We start from the raw sequence: 17,348 nt of genomic DNA on the forward strand, positions 1-17,348 counted from the left end.
AAGGGAAGGAAGGAGGGGTTGGAAGAAGGGATGGAACGTGGAATTCAACAAGGAATGAAACAGCTGATTCGTAACATGGAGCGCAAAGGAATGACGGTGGAAGACATTGCTCGGTTGGTGGATCTTCTAGAGGAAGATGTTCGGGGATTGCTTGAAGAGTAGGGAAATAAAAAACAAGGGGATGGCCATGGGGAATAAGAAGGTTGGTGACGACAAGCGGCCAATTGATCGTCGTATGGACGGCATGGCCTAAGGATGCCGAAGGGCCGCTGCGTTTGTGAAGACCGTGACCGCGGAAGCGCCTTGCTTGATTACGAAATTTGGCCGCCTTTCATCCTACGGTTTCCATTGCGGGATGAAAGACGGTGTTGTTTCGCATCTTCTTGTGAGGGAGGAAGAGAAAAGTTGGATTTCCGTGATATCCCGCAACTCATTGCCCGAATGCTCATGGAAGTGATTCAAACGCATATACCGCACCAATGGATATACACCGCTGAACCATTCATCAATCCATACAACGGCAAGATCAGCTATGACTATTCCGGTAAAGTGAGGAAAATGAAGAAGGAAGAGTTCGCCGAGCTTGTCCGGTCGCTGGGGAGAAGTAAGGGCTCGCGATTTTATTGTTCTCCGTTAGATGAGTTGTTAAACAACGTTTACATTGATCAATGGGTGCCGACGTATATGTCTAACTATGGAAAGCGTTGGGTGACATACTGTGACTTGCTTAGGGAAACATTTGATCAATGGAAGTACAGCCACTTTGAGATTTATGACGAGGACGGGAATGAGGTCAATGAAGATCTCAACTTGCAACTTGATGAAATATTCGAAGATTTTTTAGAGAATACTTCGCACGAGCCATTTGTTAGAGAAATTGAAAAAACGATTGCCTAATACGATGGATGTCACCTTGGAATGTTTCGGGTGTAGATGGCTTATATGACGCTTTGGCGGCATGGAGCCGTCTTTTTTGCTGCTATGAAATGATTTCGTTTGTTTTTCATCAGTCTTCTTGAAAAATCTCTGCGTTTTTTCTCGAGATGGTGGCGAAATATTCAACGATTTTGTAAAATTATTGTGAAGGGCGATTGCGGATGGTCGTGTTGATGTCATGAATATGCAACGGTGCATTGAATTATATTAATATATTTTTGTTAAAATCGATAATAGTGACATACTATTAATCAATTGTGTTATAATAAATTTTGTAATCGCCCTCAAAAACAAAAGGGGTATCGGTGGAATCATTTCGAGCGATCGCTCGATGCTCTTTTACAACTATTCATGGATAGGGATGGTAAACATGGGCAACAAACAAGGAAAAATGGATGTCATTTTAATCGGCGCTGGCATTATGAGCGCGACGTTGGGGACGCTCTTGAAGGAATTGGCGCCAGAGTGGGACATTGTCGTCTTTGAAAGACTGGAAGAGGCAGGAGCGGAAAGCTCCAACGAGTGGAACAACGCCGGGACGGGGCATGCGGCGCTGTGTGAGTTGAACTATACGGTTGAGAAGGCCGATGGGTCGATTGACATCGGCAAAGCGATTAAAATCAATGAGCAGTTTTACGTCTCTTTGCAGTTTTGGGCTTATTTAGTCAACAGCGGTATTCTTCGTGACCCGAAAGATTTCGTCCGTCCGCTGCCGCATATGAGCTTTGTGCAAGGGGAAGACAATGTGGCGTTTTTGAAGAAGCGCCACGAAACGATGGCGGCCAATCCGCTGTTTAAAGGGATGGAGTTCACAGATGATCCGAAAAAGTTGGCCGAATGGGTGCCGCTCATGATGGAAGGGCGGGTGGTGGACGAGCCGATCGCGGCGACCCGCATCGAATCGGGGACGGACGTGAACTTCGGGGCGTTGACGCGCCAACTGTTTGAACATTTGAAACGGAAGAACGTGGAGATCCGCTACCGCCATCATGTCGAGGATATCAAACGGACAAGCGACGGTTTATGGGAGCTGAAAGTGCGGAATTTGGACACAGGCACGGTGGAGCTTCATGCGGCCAAGTTCGTCTTCATCGGGGCCGGGGGAGGCAGCCTCCATCTGTTGCAAAAGTCCGGCATTCCGGAAGGGAAGGGAATCGGCGGCTTCCCGGTGAGCGGGCTGTTTATGGTGTGCAACAATCCCGAGGTCGTCGAGCAGCACCATGCGAAAGTGTACGGCAAAGCGAAAGTCGGCGCGCCGCCGATGTCGGTGCCGCATTTGGACACGCGGTTCATCGACAATCAAAAGATGCTGCTGTTTGGGCCGTTTGCTGGTTTTTCGCCGAAATTTTTGAAAAACGGATCGATGCTCGACTTGTTCACCTCGATCAAGCCGCATAACGTCTTGACGATCTTGGCGGCGGGCGTGAAAAATATGTCCTTGACCAACTATTTAATCCAGCAAGTGCTGTTGTCGAAAGAACAGCGCATGCAAGAGCTGCGGGAATTCGTCCCGACGGCGAAAAGCGACGAGTGGGACATCGTCGTGGCGGGTCAGCGCGTGCAAGTGATCAAAGACACGGAATCTGGCGGCAAAGGAACGCTGCAATTCGGCACGGAGGTCGTTCATGCGGCCGATGGCTCGATCGCGGCGTTGCTCGGCGCTTCGCCAGGCGCATCGACGGCGGTTCATGTCATGCTTGAAGTGATGGAGAAGTGCTTCCCAGAACGGATGAACGAATGGCGGGCGAAAGTGAAAGAGATGATTCCGTCTTACGGCGAGTCGTTGATGAAAAACGAAGCGCTGTTGCGGCAAGTGCAAGCATCCACAGCCGAAGCGCTCGGATTGAACGGCCACTTTGCGATGCAGTTGGCGTAGGCCATAGGTCTTAGCAATGGAAAGGAAAGCCGAGAGCCCGTTGCTTAGAAGGAGCAGCCGCCTGGAAATGAAGGGCGGCTGTTTTTCTATTTCGTTTGCCGCTTGGTGTCGGAATGAAAGGGGCCTTGCCCTGTGGTTTTCAGATGCACGGCGGGGCGCAATCAAGTATACTGGAAAACAAAGACGTGAATGGAATAGCAATGGATCATCGAGGCTTGTTGAGACGATCTTGCGCTGCGGCCGCTGTTATCTTCCATGGAGAAGCAGTTGAAGGGGGTGAGGCTATGACGAGATGGGTGTCCTATTCAGAAAAGCGGCAGTTCTTAACAACGTTTTTGCAGCAGCATCGTTTGAAGCATCCCGATGCCCGATTTGTGCTGCAATACTTGCTTCAACACCCCCATTTGCTTGAGAACGTCCATTTTACGGAAACCGAGCAAAAGCAGGCGCGGTGGCTGATCATTTCGACTGCGATGGCGGAAGAGGAAGGGCTCGTCTTTTATCGGCGCGGTCAAAAAAGCACGAGTTTGGCCGCCATTATGGGCGATTTGGCGCTGCATCCAAATGAACCGCTCTATTTGACGCTTCATTTTCCAGGAAAGGCAAGGAATTTTTCGTACCTTCGGCTCATTGATCACCAAGCGTTTGAAAACGTCCGGCGGCATGAGCGCCATGAGAAAATGGCGAAAGCGGCCGAGCAAGTGCTCGATGAAGCGTTGAAACGCCATGAAGTGTCGATTTTGAAGATGCAAATCGATCAAGCGCTTGACCGCAAAGATATGGAGCTGTTTCACAAGCTGACGGAGCAGTTGAAAAAATATGAAGGACAAAGCTGACAAAACACGGTCAGCTTTGCCCTGACGGTGAGAAAGGGATATCAGTCGCTGCGTTGGCTATTGTCCATATCGTGGAAGCTCCGTTGTTGCTTTTTCTGATCCCCCTCATTGAACGATCGGTGCGACGGCGCTTGCTGCGTCATAATCGCTTGGGTCGAGTTCCGTCGGCAGGCCGATGACGAGTTTCGCCAACTCCTTTCCTAAATACGGGCCGACGGTGAGACCTGAGGAGCCGAGCCCATTGGCGATATACACCCCAGAAAAGCCCGGAAGCGGTCCGAAGATCGGGAGAAACCCAGGCGTGCGCGGGCGAAACCCGACCCGTGTTTCCACGTAGGTGCACGCCGACAGCCCTGGCGCGACGGCGAGCGCTTTGTCCAGTATTTCGTGGATGCCGCCGGCGGTGGCGCGGACATCCATCCCCGCTTCATCTTCATGGGTCGTTCCGATGATGATTCGCCCTCTAGGGAAGGCGAGCATATACTGATTGTTCGGCGGCATGACGACCGGCCATCGGCCAGTCTCGCCTGCCAACCATTCGAGATGAACGATTTGTCCTTTTTGTGGAGTGACGGCAAACCGAACGCCCAGCGGCTCAAGCAGTTCGCCAGCCCATGCGCCGGCTGTGACGATGACCGCTTCGGCCGTGTATTTCGCTCCATTGACTTCCACGCCGATGACGCGGGAGCCTTCAAACAGGATCTGGGCGTTTCCGCGGATGTAGGCGGCGCCAAGCTTTTGGGCCGCGTTTGTGAGGGCGTCCCGCACCGCCCGGCCGTTCACTCGGGCGGCGCCGCTCACATATAGGGCATGATGCTCACCGCCAAGCGGCGGAAACAGCTCCTTCGCCTCATGGGGATGAAGCCGCACGATCTCTCCCATTTCCGGCGCGTCTTCGCGCCGTTTGCGAGCGCGCTCCTCCATTTGTTCCAGTTTCTGTTCGTCTGTATGCAGGCAAAGCGCCCCGACGCGCGCATAACCGGTGTCCGTTTCCCCGAGCGCTTGCAGTTCTTCGATGAGGGAGGGGTAAAACTTCGCTCCGTTTTTGGCCAATCGGTACCATTTTTGGTTGCGGCGCTGCGACAGCCAAGGGCAGACAATCCCCGCCGCCGCACCGGTCGCCTGCCCTTTGTCGCCGCGGTCGATGATGATCACGTTTGCGCCTTCCTTGGCCAAATGGTAAGCGGTCGAGGCCCCTAAAATGCCGGCTCCGACGATGATGTACTTCATTCATGAACACCTTTTCCTTTTTTCTACTAGCATACCATAGACGGCGCCAATCGGGAACCGGTGTGGGCCGGCCCGAAAGCCGGCAGGCGTCAAAAAGGCGCCCGCGTCAAACGGTGTTCGGCATATTTTTTCCGTAAAAGATTTCATCCATTTCCCTTCTCAGCTTGGCGGTTGTTTCATTCGCTTCTTGTTCGCTCAAATCCTCTTTTGCATAGCCAAACAAGTAGTTGTCCAAGTCAAACTGTTTCAACTTGCATTTTGTGTGAAAAATATTCTCTTGGTAAATGTTTACGTCGATCATATCGTACTTTTCGCGAATGTGCTCCGGGATATAATCTTGAATCGACGTAATGTCATGGTCGATAAACAGCTTGTATCCGTGAATGTCGCGCGTAAATCCGCGCACGCGGTAGTCGATGATCATAATGTCGGCGTCAAATGAATGAATCAAATAGTCGAGCGCTTTGAGCGGCGAAATTTCCCCGCATGTGACGACATCAATATCGGCGCGGAACGTGCTGATTCCGTCATTCGGGTGGTATTCTGGGTATGTATGGACGGTGATATGGCTTTTGTCAAGGGAAAGCACCACCGCCTCCGGCAAAGGGCCGTCATCTTCGGGCACCTCGACGACCGGCCCCTCGGAAACGAGCATCGCCACGCTCGCGCCCTGCGGAACGTAATCTTGTTTGGCGATGTTTAACACATGGGCGCCGATCATGTCGGCGACACGTTTTAAAATATTCGTCAGCCGTTCGGCATTGTACACGTCGTCAATGTATTCGATATACGCCTCCCGCTCCTTCGCCGTTTTCGTATAGCAAATATCGTACATATTGAAGCTGAGCGATTTCGTCAAGTTGTTGAACCCGTGCAGCTTGACGCGCGGTGTTTCGTTCATCGACGGGACCCATCCTTTCGTTTTTTCTTAATTTGTCCCGTTGCTGGCGAAGATAGTAATTTTTCATTTGAAATGGAAGAAAACGGAATATGGGCTTGCCCTAATGGTCTATGGCCATTTCCGGGAAGCGTCCGCTTCAGCTTGCCCGTTTCGCTTGATATTCTTGAATGACCGACCGGACAATGTGAAGGGAGTCCCACTCCTTCGCCGAAAAAAAGACGATCGGATATTTTTTCGGGAAAAGCGTTTCTTGAATTTGTTTCGGCGGCATGCCTTTTTCGTATAAATCGATGATGTTGCCTTGAAGTTCAAGCAAGTAATCGAGTTTTCGCTGCAAGGCTTCGCGCCCGTTCGGGAGATAGCCCGCATGGGCGCAGAAGACGTCGCCGAAATTGTACGTCAACACGTGTTGCAAGGAAGTGATGATCGCCGGGATGTTTTCTTCGCGCAAGATGACTTTCGTTTTCTCTTGGCAGTACAAGTCGCCGCTGAACAGCTGGCCGGTTTTGCGGTTCAAAAACGCCACATGGTCGATCGAGTGACCCGGCGTGGGAATGACGTCCCACGTTGCATTTCGGGAGGAAAACGTCGCGCCGATGGGCTTGGCGGTGAATGGATCGCGCTTGCCCCAAAACACTTTTCGATAGAGCGGATAGTCCGCCTTTTGCTGGCAATAATGGATCATCAGTTCGTTCATATAGATGGGCAGGCCCATCTTCCGCTGCAAAAACGCTGCGCAGCCGGTATGGTCTTCGTGATAATGGGTGATGACGACTTGGTCGATGTCTTGTTGTTGGAAAAACGAAGTAAATTCGTTTTCCATCGATTTTGCGCCGGTGTCAATCAGCACCCCATCGATGACAAAGCAGCGGACGGTAAGACGGACGCCTTGAAACATCGCCGTTCCTTTGGCGATGCGCACGTTTTGCACGGTCTCCGTTTCAAACCGCTTTTTGATCACTTTATCGAGCAGCATGGCGAACGGGCCTCCTTATTGGTGTGAGGATGTTGTTACCATTATACCATAACAAAATGAATGATCATTCATTTTTATTGGCGTTTCACGCACATCATGTGCTTGATGGGATGGAGAAAAACGATGCTATCGTTAAGCTTACTTCAATCCAGTGTCTGTGAATATCCCCTCTTTTGGAGGGATTGAACGTTTGATCAAAAGGAACGATTCGGAAATATGAAGGGGGGCAATTTCGCGCAGCTTGTTCAATATGGTAAAATGATAGGGATCATACTACAATGTGGGCCAAACACAATGGATGGACTTTTGCGGACGTGCATTCCATGAAGCGCCTGACGTATTCCTAACAAGTGTGGAAGGGGAATGTTCATGAAAACCGTTATTCATGCTTTCGCCATTTCGATCATCGTTCATGTGGTGTATTTGGCATCAACAATCGGCATAGGGTATTGGAAAACGAAGCTTTATAAGCCTGATGTGGGGAATGCTTGGGAGAAAGCGGCCATGCTGCAAAATGAGGTTGTGTTTGGCCAAACGGGGTCGCCGATGGTGTATTTGGTTTCGTTTGTAGGAGTGGCGGCGGTCAGCGCCTTGGTGATGCATGTGTACCAAATGGTTCGCGGCTAACAAAAAGGAAAAGGAAAAAGCCGGTCCCGAAGGGGAACGAAGCCTGTTGGGGCGGCTTTTCCGATTTTAGACGTTAATAGCCGTCCATCCGGCATCAGCTACAATGACCGTGCCATTGACGAGGATTTCACTACTCTATGGGAATAACGAAGAAAAAGGAGAACAAGGGGATGGCCGTTCTCCTTTTTCATGACGCAGATAGTGGAGATCAGTATTCATCTCTGTGAACATTATGGAGCAGGATCATATCCCACCACCGTCCATATTCCCGTCGCGTCTTGCCGGATCAGCCGTTTCAAATATACTCGCTTGATTGGAGTGTTGTGGGCGTCCACTTCTACGATGGCCTCCTTCCCGTTGTTTTGGATAATGCGCAAGTCTTCATAGTGAATCGGGTAATCTCCAGTAATGCCTCCAGGGGACATTTGCAGGCTGACAAATACTTGAGCCACAAACAAAGGATCCAATTTCCAAGGCGAACTTCCAGCATCGACGTTTTTTTGATCATTTTTCTCCCGTTCCAAGTCAACAGGAACTTCCACCTTCGGCTTGAATGGGAATGGATCTTTATGTGTCGGCATTTCAAAGGCTCCGTTTGTCAGCTCTTTGGTGAATGCGATCAAGTCCCCCAAAGAGGCATGGCCGATAACGGCGTATTCAAACCCGTTTTGCCGCCAGCGAATCGAATGGAGGTCCGTCAGGCCGGCATATGGTCCTCCTGCTCCGATCACGCCTGATTCTTCTACAACCGGCGACTGAATTTCAGCAGTTTGGTGATGAATTTTCCCGACCATCGCGGTTGGGGCAAGTTTCCATTCGCCGATGGCTTTTCCTTGGATGATGACAATCTCTTTGTCCAGTGCCCGGTAATAGAGTTTGACCAGTTTTTTGTCCGGTATGATCGCGATGCGGTCTTGGACATATCCAGACGGGATTTGGCTGACCGTATCAGGCAGAAATCCGACAGCCTCCTTTGCTTCATCGATGTTGGTGACGATTTGTTCCGGGTTTTGGTTGACTTCTTGAAACCCTTTTGGCACATGGTAGGTCAGCAGTTTTTCAGGGATAGCGTGGTTCCATTCGATTTTCGTGTACGTCATTTTGTATTGGATCCCATGCTGCATTGCATATTGTTTTTGCAACGGAAGACGGGTTTCCTTATCAATCCATATCCGATAAGGCTCCCCTCCTTGTGGGGTGACTTCGACAATCCAAGATGGACGGTTGGCTGCCTTCTCTTCCCCGATGATGTTCGTTGATATGGCCTGTTTGATCCCTTTGATTTCGTTTCCGAGTTCAAAGGCAAAACGATACGGATCAGGGAAGGCAGGAAATCGATGAACTTGTTTTTCGGAAGGCCGGATCTGCCATTTCGTTTGCCCGTTATTGACGGTAATCAGCCCTTTGTTTGAACCTTCCAGTTCTTGTATATAATAGCGTCCGTGTTTGTCGGCCCAAATTTCCAATTTGGCTTGTGTGGTCGTCTTGCCTTGGGCATTCGTTTCGACAATTTCCAAAAATCCATGGTAGGCGTTGACGTCTTGAAAGGCTTTTTCCATCGCCTTGACAATGTTGGGATGGTCAAAGAGTGAAGCGAAATGGATCAGCAGCGATAGGGTCAACATAGCCGCGATGCCGGCGATGCTGGCCATCCAGGCCCGTTTTTTCTTTTTCTGTTTTGTTTGCACTAGTTGATCGGTGACCACACGGACCAGTTTGGCTGGAAAATCCCGCTCCGGCATGGCAGGCTCCCTGAGGCTGCGGACGAGCCTGACTGTATGAAACAGCTTTTGCAATTCGGGATCTGCCCCTAAATGTTCATGGTCTTTTGGTTTTTTCTCGGCGTTCAATTGATCGATATAATCGGATAATCGGCGTTCGTTGTCATGCATCGATGGACTCCTCCTTTGGATAACGGTTTTCTATGCATGTCGCTATGCCGATCTTCAAGGTAAAACAAGGACGAAGGCTGTGATCATTTCGATCATGGTGCATATCCGCGTTGTTTTGCCCATACACTGAAAGAAGAGGGGAAACAGGGAGGGAAGAGCGTGCAATTTTACTACGGCCCACACATGCCGCTGCGCGTTTTGGATGAGATTGAATTCTGGAAGCACCAAGAGGAAGAACATACGGTCGTCATTCGCGAGCTTGCGTCTGGATTGGAAGCGCCATATGTAGAAGCGTTGAAAAAATGGGAGGAGGCGCTTTCGGCTGCGCATCAGCACGCGGTCCGTTATATCGAATCGGTGGTTCGGGCCGGCCATTATGTTCCTGAACAACTGCATCAACAAGTGCTCCATTTTGTGTCGTACTGCCTAGAGCAGAGCCTTCAGTTCATCGAATTATGCCGGCAAATCAAAACCCGCAGCAAAGCCGTCAGCCAAAACCCGACCGCCAAGGTGATGCTCGATCACATCATTCGCGAATCGGAGTATTTTGTCGGCATCGCGCAGTTGTTGCTGTACGGTACTCATTCGGCATTGGCTGCACTGCGGACAGATTCATCGGCGACGTCATAGATGCAATGTAGTATAATGGAATTGGGTGCTTCCACCTATTATGATGAGCCACGAGGGGGACATAGCTGTGATTGTCACGACCACCAATACCATTGAGGGAAAAGAAATTGAAGAGTATTTGGGCATCGTAGCGGGAGAGGTCATTTTGGGCGCCAATGTCGTCCGTGATTTTCTCGCCAGCATCACCGACATCATCGGCGGGCGGAGCGGAACGTATGAAAGCAAGCTGGCCGAAGGGCGGGAGATGGCGATCNAGGAGATGGTCAATAAGGCGAGAAGCCTTGGCGCCAACGCCGTCATCGGGGTGGATCTCGATTTTGAAACGCTGCGCGACGGCATGATGATGTGCATTGCGACGGGGACGGCGGTGCGGCTGAAATCGTAATGGGAAAGCAGCGGGTCTATCGGCCCCTGCTTTTTTTTGCTTTGTCGGCTGCCGTTGTGGGGGTGTCAGTGCATCGGCTGTTGATGCTGATGGGGTTTTGCAGCTTGAAATAGGATTGACAGAAGAAAAAAAAGCGGTTTATGATTCGCATATATGAACAAATGCTCATATATTAAAATGTGAGGGAACAGCCATGAACGCAGAGGATCATTCGTTTTTAGATGAAAGTGTGATTGAGGAAGTGTCACGGATCTTTAAAGCCCTAGCGGATCCGACTCGGATGAAGATGTTGTATTTGTTGTCGCAGGAAGAATGCCATGTAGGCCATATTGCGGAAGTGCTCGGCATGTCGCAATCGGCGGTTTCCCATCAGTTGGCGCTGCTTCGGACGTTGCGGCTTGTGAAATATCGCCGTGAGGGGAAGATGTTGGTTTACTCATGTGATGACGAACATGTCATATCGTTGCTAAAGCAGGCGATTGATCACGCACAACACCAATAAATAAGGAGAGAAGATGGATGCATCATCACGCGCACGGCCATTGTGATCACCATCACGGGCATCATCACGGCAGAGAAGGAAATCAAAAAGGGCTGGCGATTGCCCTCGGTGTAACGATCGGGATCATGGTGCTCGAGTTTGTCGGCGGGCTTGTGACGAACAGCCTTGCTCTTCTTTCGGATTCGGGGCATATGCTGAGTGATGCCATTTCGCTTCTGTTAAGCCTGGCGGCGGTTTGGCTGGCGGCGAAGCCCGCGTCGCCGAAGAGAACGTATGGATTTTACCGGTTCGAGATTTTAGCGGCGCTAGTAAACGGGGTCACGTTGGTGGTGATTGCCGCTTGGATTATTTGGGAAGCGGTCGGGAGGTTTGTGAATCCACCTGCTGTCGCGAGCGGGCCGATGATGGCGGTGGCCGCCGTCGGGTTGTTGGCAAATCTCGTGAGCGCTTGGGTGTTAATGCGCAAAGGGGATGTCAAAGAGAACGTCAATGTCCGCAGTGCGTATTTGCACGTGATCGGCGATGCGTTAGGCTCGGTCGGGGCGATGGCGGCAGGGCTTGTCATCTGGCTGTTCGATTGGTACGCGGCCGATCCGCTCATTTCCATCGCGGTGGCGGTTTTGATTCTAAAAGGAGCATTTGCCGTAGTCAAGCAGACAGTGCATATTTTAATGGAAGGAACGCCGGCGGCGATTGACCATGCGGAAGTGAAGGCGGCGCTCTCGGGCATTGATGGGGTGATCGATGTCCACGATTTGCATATTTGGACGATCACCTCGGGGCTTGATTCGTTAAGCTGCCATTTGCTCATTGAGGAAGGATGCGATGGACAGGCGGTTTTGCAGCGGGCGATTGATTTGGTCGAAACGCGCTTTCACATTCGCCATGCGACGATTCAAATTGAAATGCCGCACATCCGCCATGGGGAGATGGAAGTGTGAGGGCGGGTCATCCATGACCACGCCCTTCTGTTATTGGCTGACGCCAGTCCAATTGGTTTGCAAGGCTTCAAGGAAAATGCGCACGTTTTGTTTGTTTTCCATAATCGGTGCATAGATGTAGGAAAACATTCGGTAAAACGGTGGATGGTTCAGGCGAACGATGGACAGGTGGCCGTGCTCGATGTCGCGGGCGACGACGCTGCGCGACAGCAAGGACAGGGCGTTGCCGTTGATCAACGTTTCTTTAATGCCTTGGTTGCTGCTGATGATCATGAGCGATTTGACTTTCAGCCCGTTCGAGCGGATGAAATGGTTGAAATATTCCCTTGTTCCCGACCCGACTTCGCGTGCCACCCATGCTTCGTTTTGCAGCTCGGCGATCGTGACCTCCTCTTTTTGCGCCAGTTCGTGGCGGTTGGAGGCGACGATGACAAGCTCGTCTTGCATGAACGGATGAACGGACAGTTCTTTTTCGTTCGTTTGCCCTTCGATCAAGCCGATGTCGACTTGATATGATTTGACGAGTTCGACAATTTCTTTTGTGTTGCCGATCATGACCTCAAGCTCCAACTCTGGGTAACGTTTTTGGAAATCGGGCAAAAGCGGCGGCAAAATATACTCTCCAATTGTAAAGCTCGCCCCGATTTTCAATTTTCCTTTGACGGAATGATGGTGTTCCAAAATGTCTTGTTTCGTTTGTTCATAAAGCGCCACCATTTGTTTGGCGCGGTCGTATAGGAGCTCGCCGGTCGGCGTCATGCGCAGCCGCTTCGGGGAGCGGATGAACAGTTTCGTTTGAAACTCTTTTTCTAAATTTTTGATGTGCAAGCTGACGCTTGGCTGCGACAAATGGAGAATTTCCGCAGTTTTGGTGAAGTTTTTTACTTCAGCTAAGGTGATGAACGTTTTTAACTCTTCATAGTACATGTCCGCCTCTCCTCCGTCCCCATGATGACCGTACTATTAGAAATACTAATAGTTTTAATAATTTATATTTATTTTACTAATGTTTTGTTTTGCGGTAAAGTGTAAATATGATACCCTCATTAAAGTATACTTGGCTTATAGGAATAATGGAATTTGGCGTTCGTCCTGTCGTTGAGACCGAAACGGCGCCAATCGTTCCATTTTATTTTATATTGTGAGGTGGACACCGTTGCAGCTGCAAGTAACCAACAGTCCGTTTACCCAGGAGCAGATTGAGCTTTTGAATCGTTTGTTGCCGACGTTGACGCCGTCGCAAAAGCTTTGGCTGAGCGGGTATTTGGCTGCTGCCGAGGCGGCGGTCGCCGTTTTGGATGCCGAAGCGCCGGCGCTGTTTGCTGGAAGCAGCAAACCGGTTTCGAAAGAAGTGACGGTATTGTACGGCTCGCAAACCGGCAATGCGCAAAAGTTGGCTGAAAAAGCCGGCAAGGCGCTCAAAGAGCGTGGTTTTGAAGCGAAAGTGTTGTCCATGCTTGATTTTAAGCCGAACGAATTAAAGAAAGTGGAGACGCTGCTCATTGTCGTGAGCACGCATGGGGAAGGCGATCCGCCGGACAATGCGGTATCGTTTTACGAATTTCTCCACAGCAAACGGGCGCCAAAACTGGATCATCTCCGTTTCTCCGTCCTCGCGCTCGGCGATACGTCGTACGAGCATTTTTGCCAGACGGGGAAAGATTTCGACAAACGTCTTGAGGAGCTGGGCGGAACACGGTTTTATCCGCGCGTCGATTGCGATGTCGACTATGAAGAAGCGGCGGCGAAATGGCTTGATGGCGTGCTTGGCGAGTTAAGCAAAGAAGCGAATGCCCATGTTGGGGCCACGCCGCTTTTGTCCGTTGCGGCCACGGCGCCAAAAATGGAACCAGCTGTCGTCTATTCGCGGAAAAACCCGTTCCCGGCGGAGGTGCTTGAAAACATCAACTTAAACGGCCGCGGATCGAACAAGGAAACGCGCCATTTGGAATTGTCGCTCGAGGGATCGGGGTTGAAGTACGAACCGGGCGATGCGCTTGGCATTTTCCCGAAAAATGATCCCGAGCTTGTCGACCTCATCATCCAAGAAATGAAATGGAACCCGGAAGAAACGGTGACGATCGACAAAGATGGGGAAGTGCGGTCGCTGCGTGAAGCGCTCACCTCACATTTTGAAATTACGGTGCTGACGAAAGCGCTGTTGCAAAAGCTGGGGACGCTGTCAAAAAACAGTGAGCTCCAAGCGCTTGTGGCGCCCGGCAATGAAGCCAAATTGAAAGAATACGCCAAAGGCCGTGATTTGTTGGATGCGCTCCGCGATTTCGGCCCATGGGACGCCACTCCGCAGCAACTCATCTCCATCTTGCGGAAAATGCCGCCGCGCCTGTACTCGATCGCGAGCAGCTTAGCGGCCTATCCAGATGAAGTGCACTTGACGATCGGTGCGGTCCGTTATGAGTCGCACGGCCGCCTGCGCAAAGGGGTGTGCTCGACGTTCTGCGCCGAACGCGTCCAAGTCGGCGATACGTTGCCGGTCTTTGTGCAGCCGAACCCGAACTTTAAGTTGCCGAAGGATCCCGACACGCCGATCATTATGATCGGTCCAGGCACCGGAGTGGCGCCGTTCCGCGCCTTTATGCAAGAGCGCGAGGCCATCGGGGCGAAAGGAAAATCGTGGCTCTTTTTCGGGGACCAACACTTTATGACCGACTTCCTGTATCAAACCGAATGGCTCGCATGGTTGAAAAGCGGTGTGCTGACCAAAATGGATGTCGCCTTCTCTCGCGATACGGAGAAGAAAGTGTATGTGCAGCACCGGATGATTGAACGAAGCAAAGAGCTGTTCGGTTGGCTTGAGGAAGGTGCTGTCGTCTACGTTTGCGGCGACAAGCAACACATGGCGCGCGACGTTCATCAGACGTTGATCGAGATTATCGAAAAAGAGGGCGGCATGAGCCGCGAACAGGCGGAAGCGTATTTGACGGAAATGCAAAAGCAAAAACGGTACCAACGCGACGTCTATTAATCTCTAAAGAAGGAGTGGAATCGGAAATGGCGAAAGTCGTGTTAAAAGCGCCGGACGGACCGCCAAGCGATGTCGAGCGCATTAAACAGGAAAGCCGTTACTTGCGCGGCACGCTTGCCGAAACGATGGAAGACCCGCTCAGCGCGGGCATCCCAGATGATGACAACCGGCTGATGAAGTTTCACGGCAGCTACTTGCAAGACGACCGCGACGTGCGCACCGAACGGCAAAAACAAAAGCTTGAACCGGCCTATCAATTTATGATCCGCGTGCGCACGCCGGGCGGGGTGGCGACGCCCGAACAGTGGCTTGTCATGGATGAACTTGCCCGCAAATACGCGAACGGCACGTTAAAATTAACGACGCGCCAGGCGTTCCAACTGCACGGCGTCTTGAAATGGAACGTGAAAAAAACGATGCAAGCCATCAATGGCGCCTTGATGACGACACTCGCCGCCTGTGGTGACGTCAACCGAAACGTCATGTGCAACCCGAACCCGTACCAGTCGGAAGTGCATGCGGAAGTGTATGAATGGGCGAAGCTGATCAGCGACCATTTGTTGCCGCGGACGCGGGCGTACTACGAAATTTGGCTGGACGACGAGAAAGTGGCGGGGACGCCGGCGGTTGACGGCGAAGAAGAGCCGATTTACGGACCGACGTATTTGCCGCGGAAGTTTAAAATCGGCATCGCCGTTCCGCCGTCGAACGACGTCGATGTGTTCTCGCAAGACATCGGGTTCATCGCCATTGTCGAAGACGGCAAGCTTGCCGGGTTTAATGTCGCCATCGGTGGCGGCATGGGGATGACCCATGGGGACAAAACGACGTATCCGCAGCTTGCCAAGGTGATCGGCTTCTGCCGGCCGGATCAAGTGGTCGAGGTGGCGGAGAAAATTATGACCGTTCAGCGTGACTACGGCAACCGCTCATCGCGCAAACACGCCCGCTTTAAATACACGATCGACCGCCTTGGCCTTGAAACGGTGAAAGAAGAAATTGAGCGCCGCCTTGGCTGGAAGCTCGGCGAAGCGCGCCCGTACCATTTCGAGCATAGCGGCGACCGCTATGGCTGGGTCGAAGGCGTCAATGGGACATGGCACTTCACACTCTTTGTCGAAGGCGGACGCGTCAAAGACTACGACGATTACAAGCTGATGACCGGCCTGCGCGAAATCGCGAAAGTCCATACGGGAGATTTCCGGCTGACGCCAAACCAAAACTTGGTCATCGCTAACGTCACGAGCGAGAAAAAGCCGGAAATCGAGGCACTCATCGCCGAATACGGCTTGACCGACGGCCGCCGGTACACCGCCTTGCGCCGCAACGCGCTCGCCTGTGTCGCCTTGCCGACGTGCGGTTTGGCGATGGCGGAAGCGGAGCGGTACTTGCCGAAACTGCTCGATAAAATCGAGGAAATTATCGATGAAAACGGTTTGCGCGACGAAGAAATCACGATCCGCATGACGGGCTGTCCGAACGGCTGCGCCCGCCACGTGCTCGCGGAAATCGCCTTCGTCGGCAAAGCGGTCGGCAAATACAACATGTACCTTGGAGCCGCGTTCAACGGCACGCGCTTAGGCAAACTGTACCGTGAAAACATCGGCGAGGAGGAAATTTTGCGCGAACTGCGCATGCTCCTATCCCGCTATGCGAAAGAGCGGCTTGACGGTGAACACTTCGGCGACTTCGTCATCCGCGCCGGCATCGTCAAAGAAGTGACGGATGGGACGAATTTCCATGATTAAAGTGGTCAGGGTGAAATGGAAACCAGCCTCTCCTTGTTTAGGGGAGGTTGGTTTTTTGTTGCTTTCATGCAATGGCTTCGGTGTTTTGTTCATTGTAGCCGCATTCAATCTATATTAGGTTGTAATAAAGGATTTCCGATCTCCATGTCCTATCTTTATCACTTGAAAAGCTGGCACGGTGACAAAAAGAGCGAACAATGCTATGTAAAAAAGTTGCAACTTATATAATTCACAAAATATTTCAACTATATTATAGTAGTGTTATGAACTTGTATTTTTCAGATCATGACCAAGGGCAAACATTTTTTCCAAGATCGTATGCAGCGATCACGTGAATGGAAAGGGGGAGAAGATATTATGAAGATGGGAACAGAAAAACAAACATACTTGAATTACATCAATGGCGAATGGATTCATTCCTCCACTGGAAAAATCGAAGCCAGCCTTAACCCAGCCAACATCGATGATATCGTCGGCTACGTTCAAGAGTCCGGAGTCGAGGATGTGAACGTTGCGGTTGAGGCGGCGCGAAGGGCGCAGGCGGCATGGCGGAAGCTGTCCGGCCCGAAACGCGGAGAGTATTTGTTCCGCGCGGCTGACGTTCTTGAGAAACGGCTTGACGAGATCGCCGAAACGATGACAAGAGAAATGGGAAAAACGCTCCCGGAAGCAAAAGGGGAAGTGCAGCGGGGAGTCAATATTTTGCGCTACTATGCTGGGGAGGGGATGCGGTCCATCGGCGAGGTCATTCCATCCATGGACGGCGAAGCGTTGATGTTTACCACGCGCGTGCCTCTTGGCGTGGTTGGGGTCATCACGCCGTGGAACTTTCCAGTCGCGATTCCGATTTGGAAAATCGCACCCGCCATCGTCTATGGAAAC

Annotated in this window: 16 protein-coding genes and 2 pseudogenes; 13 read left to right on the forward strand and 5 right to left on the reverse strand. The window is 51.5% G+C overall.

Features of this window, described 5'->3' with window-relative positions:
• From VU18_RS17895 to VU18_RS06110, 4 genes and pseudogenes are all read left to right on the forward strand, one after another.
• Positions 1-162, forward strand: a pseudogene (locus VU18_RS17895) (DUF4351 domain-containing protein); the annotation flags it as partial.
• Between the two features lie 243 nt (positions 163-405).
• Positions 406-897: a hypothetical protein gene (locus tag VU18_RS06100; protein ID WP_033025181.1), complete on the forward strand. Its 492-nt coding sequence runs from the start codon at positions 406-408 to the stop codon at positions 895-897.
• A 400-nt stretch (positions 898-1,297) separates the two neighbouring features.
• Positions 1,298-2,812, forward strand: a complete 1,515-nt coding sequence (locus VU18_RS06105; protein ID WP_190304924.1) for a malate:quinone oxidoreductase — start codon at positions 1,298-1,300, stop codon at positions 2,810-2,812.
• Positions 2,813-3,096: 284 nt separating this feature from the next.
• A complete protein-coding gene (locus VU18_RS06110) occupies positions 3,097-3,648 on the forward strand; it encodes a YpiB family protein (RefSeq protein WP_011230894.1) in 552 nt (183 codons plus the stop codon).
• Between the two features lie 105 nt (positions 3,649-3,753).
• On the opposite strand, the gene VU18_RS06115 is transcribed toward VU18_RS06110, so the two are convergent.
• The 3 genes from VU18_RS06115 to VU18_RS06125 all read right to left on the reverse strand — a co-directional run bounded on the left by VU18_RS06115 (position 3,754) and on the right by VU18_RS06125 (position 6,755).
• Positions 3,754-4,878, reverse strand: a complete 1,125-nt coding sequence (locus VU18_RS06115; RefSeq protein ID WP_011230895.1) for an FAD-binding oxidoreductase — start codon at positions 4,876-4,878, stop codon at positions 3,754-3,756.
• Between the two features lie 106 nt (positions 4,879-4,984).
• Positions 4,985-5,779, reverse strand: coding sequence for an adenosylmethionine decarboxylase (gene speD / locus VU18_RS06120; protein WP_011230896.1), 795 nt, complete (start codon positions 5,777-5,779; stop codon positions 4,985-4,987).
• A 136-nt stretch (positions 5,780-5,915) separates the two neighbouring features.
• Positions 5,916-6,755: an MBL fold metallo-hydrolase gene (locus VU18_RS06125; RefSeq protein WP_011230897.1), complete on the reverse strand. Its 840-nt coding sequence runs from the start codon at positions 6,753-6,755 to the stop codon at positions 5,916-5,918.
• 369 nt (positions 6,756-7,124) lie between these two features.
• On the opposite strand from VU18_RS06125, the gene VU18_RS06130 reads away from it, so the two are divergent.
• Entirely contained in the window at positions 7,125-7,382 is a 258-nt protein-coding gene (locus VU18_RS06130) for a membrane protein (protein WP_011230898.1), read from the forward strand.
• Between the two features lie 230 nt (positions 7,383-7,612).
• Here the strand turns inward: VU18_RS06130 and VU18_RS06135 are convergent, their stop codons facing one another.
• The gene (locus VU18_RS06135) at positions 7,613-9,274 is read right to left on the reverse strand and encodes a hypothetical protein (protein WP_011230899.1); all 1,662 of its coding nucleotides are present in this window, start codon (positions 9,272-9,274) and stop codon (positions 7,613-7,615) included.
• Positions 9,275-9,433: 159 nt separating this feature from the next.
• On the opposite strand from VU18_RS06135, the gene VU18_RS06140 reads away from it, so the two are divergent.
• The 5 genes and pseudogenes from VU18_RS06140 to VU18_RS06155 all read left to right on the forward strand — a co-directional run bounded on the left by VU18_RS06140 (position 9,434) and on the right by VU18_RS06155 (position 11,732).
• Complete coding sequence (locus VU18_RS06140) at positions 9,434-9,904, forward strand: DUF2935 domain-containing protein (protein WP_047757811.1); 471 nt, start codon at positions 9,434-9,436, stop codon at positions 9,902-9,904.
• 67 nt (positions 9,905-9,971) lie between these two features.
• A partial coding sequence (locus tag VU18_RS19480; protein WP_236687308.1) for a heavy metal-binding domain-containing protein occupies positions 9,972-10,157 on the forward strand: 186 nt, incomplete at its 3' end.
• 1 nt (position 10,158) lies between these two features.
• Positions 10,159-10,289, forward strand: a pseudogene (locus tag VU18_RS19485) (heavy metal-binding domain-containing protein); the annotation flags it as partial.
• Positions 10,290-10,482: 193 nt separating this feature from the next.
• On the forward strand, positions 10,483-10,791 hold the full coding sequence (locus VU18_RS06150; RefSeq protein WP_011230902.1) for a helix-turn-helix transcriptional regulator: 309 nt from the start codon (positions 10,483-10,485) through the stop codon (positions 10,789-10,791).
• A gap of 17 nt (positions 10,792-10,808) precedes the next feature.
• Positions 10,809-11,732 (forward strand): cation diffusion facilitator family transporter, encoded by a 924-nt coding sequence (locus tag VU18_RS06155; RefSeq protein ID WP_011230903.1) that lies wholly within the window; start codon positions 10,809-10,811, stop codon positions 11,730-11,732.
• Positions 11,733-11,762: 30 nt separating this feature from the next.
• Here VU18_RS06155 and VU18_RS06160 read toward each other — a convergent pair whose 3' ends face one another.
• On the reverse strand, positions 11,763-12,659 hold the full coding sequence (locus VU18_RS06160; RefSeq protein WP_033025188.1) for a LysR family transcriptional regulator: 897 nt from the start codon (positions 12,657-12,659) through the stop codon (positions 11,763-11,765).
• Positions 12,660-12,888: 229 nt separating this feature from the next.
• Here VU18_RS06160 and VU18_RS06165 point away from each other — a divergent pair, with 229 nt between their 5' ends.
• The 3 genes from VU18_RS06165 to VU18_RS19490 form a co-directional block, all read left to right on the forward strand.
• The gene (locus VU18_RS06165) at positions 12,889-14,718 is read left to right on the forward strand and encodes an assimilatory sulfite reductase (NADPH) flavoprotein subunit (RefSeq protein WP_047757813.1); all 1,830 of its coding nucleotides are present in this window, start codon (positions 12,889-12,891) and stop codon (positions 14,716-14,718) included.
• Positions 14,719-14,744: 26 nt separating this feature from the next.
• The gene (gene cysI / locus VU18_RS06170; protein WP_047757814.1) at positions 14,745-16,466 is read left to right on the forward strand and encodes an assimilatory sulfite reductase (NADPH) hemoprotein subunit; all 1,722 of its coding nucleotides are present in this window, start codon (positions 14,745-14,747) and stop codon (positions 16,464-16,466) included.
• Between the two features lie 357 nt (positions 16,467-16,823).
• On the forward strand, positions 16,824-17,348 hold a 525-nt coding region (locus VU18_RS19490; RefSeq protein WP_047757820.1), incomplete at its 3' end, for an aldehyde dehydrogenase family protein.

The sequence above is a fragment of the Geobacillus sp. ZGt-1 genome, assembly GCF_001026865.1.
In the GTDB taxonomy this organism is placed as follows: Bacteria; Bacillota; Bacilli; order Bacillales; family Anoxybacillaceae; genus Geobacillus; species Geobacillus thermoleovorans.

Coding starts and splice junctions, on each gene's coding strand:
- VU18_RS06105 (WP_190304924.1), top strand. CDS start 1,298: ATGGTAAACATGGGCAACAAACAAGGAAAAATGGATGTCATTTTAATC.
- VU18_RS06110 (WP_011230894.1), top strand. CDS start 3,097: ATGACGAGATGGGTGTCCTATTCAGAAAAGCGGCAGTTCTTAACAACG.
- VU18_RS06115 (WP_011230895.1), bottom strand. CDS start 4,878: ATGAAGTACATCATCGTCGGAGCCGGCATTTTAGGGGCCTCGACCGCT.
- speD (WP_011230896.1), bottom strand. CDS start 5,779: ATGAACGAAACACCGCGCGTCAAGCTGCACGGGTTCAACAACTTGACG.
- VU18_RS06125 (WP_011230897.1), bottom strand. CDS start 6,755: ATGCTGCTCGATAAAGTGATCAAAAAGCGGTTTGAAACGGAGACCGTG.
- VU18_RS06130 (WP_011230898.1), top strand. CDS start 7,125: ATGAAAACCGTTATTCATGCTTTCGCCATTTCGATCATCGTTCATGTG.
- VU18_RS06135 (WP_011230899.1), bottom strand. CDS start 9,274: ATGCATGACAACGAACGCCGATTATCCGATTATATCGATCAATTGAAC.
- VU18_RS06150 (WP_011230902.1), top strand. CDS start 10,483: ATGAACGCAGAGGATCATTCGTTTTTAGATGAAAGTGTGATTGAGGAA.
- VU18_RS06155 (WP_011230903.1), top strand. CDS start 10,809: ATGCATCATCACGCGCACGGCCATTGTGATCACCATCACGGGCATCAT.
- VU18_RS06160 (WP_033025188.1), bottom strand. CDS start 12,659: ATGTACTATGAAGAGTTAAAAACGTTCATCACCTTAGCTGAAGTAAAA.
- cysI (WP_047757814.1), top strand. CDS start 14,745: ATGGCGAAAGTCGTGTTAAAAGCGCCGGACGGACCGCCAAGCGATGTC.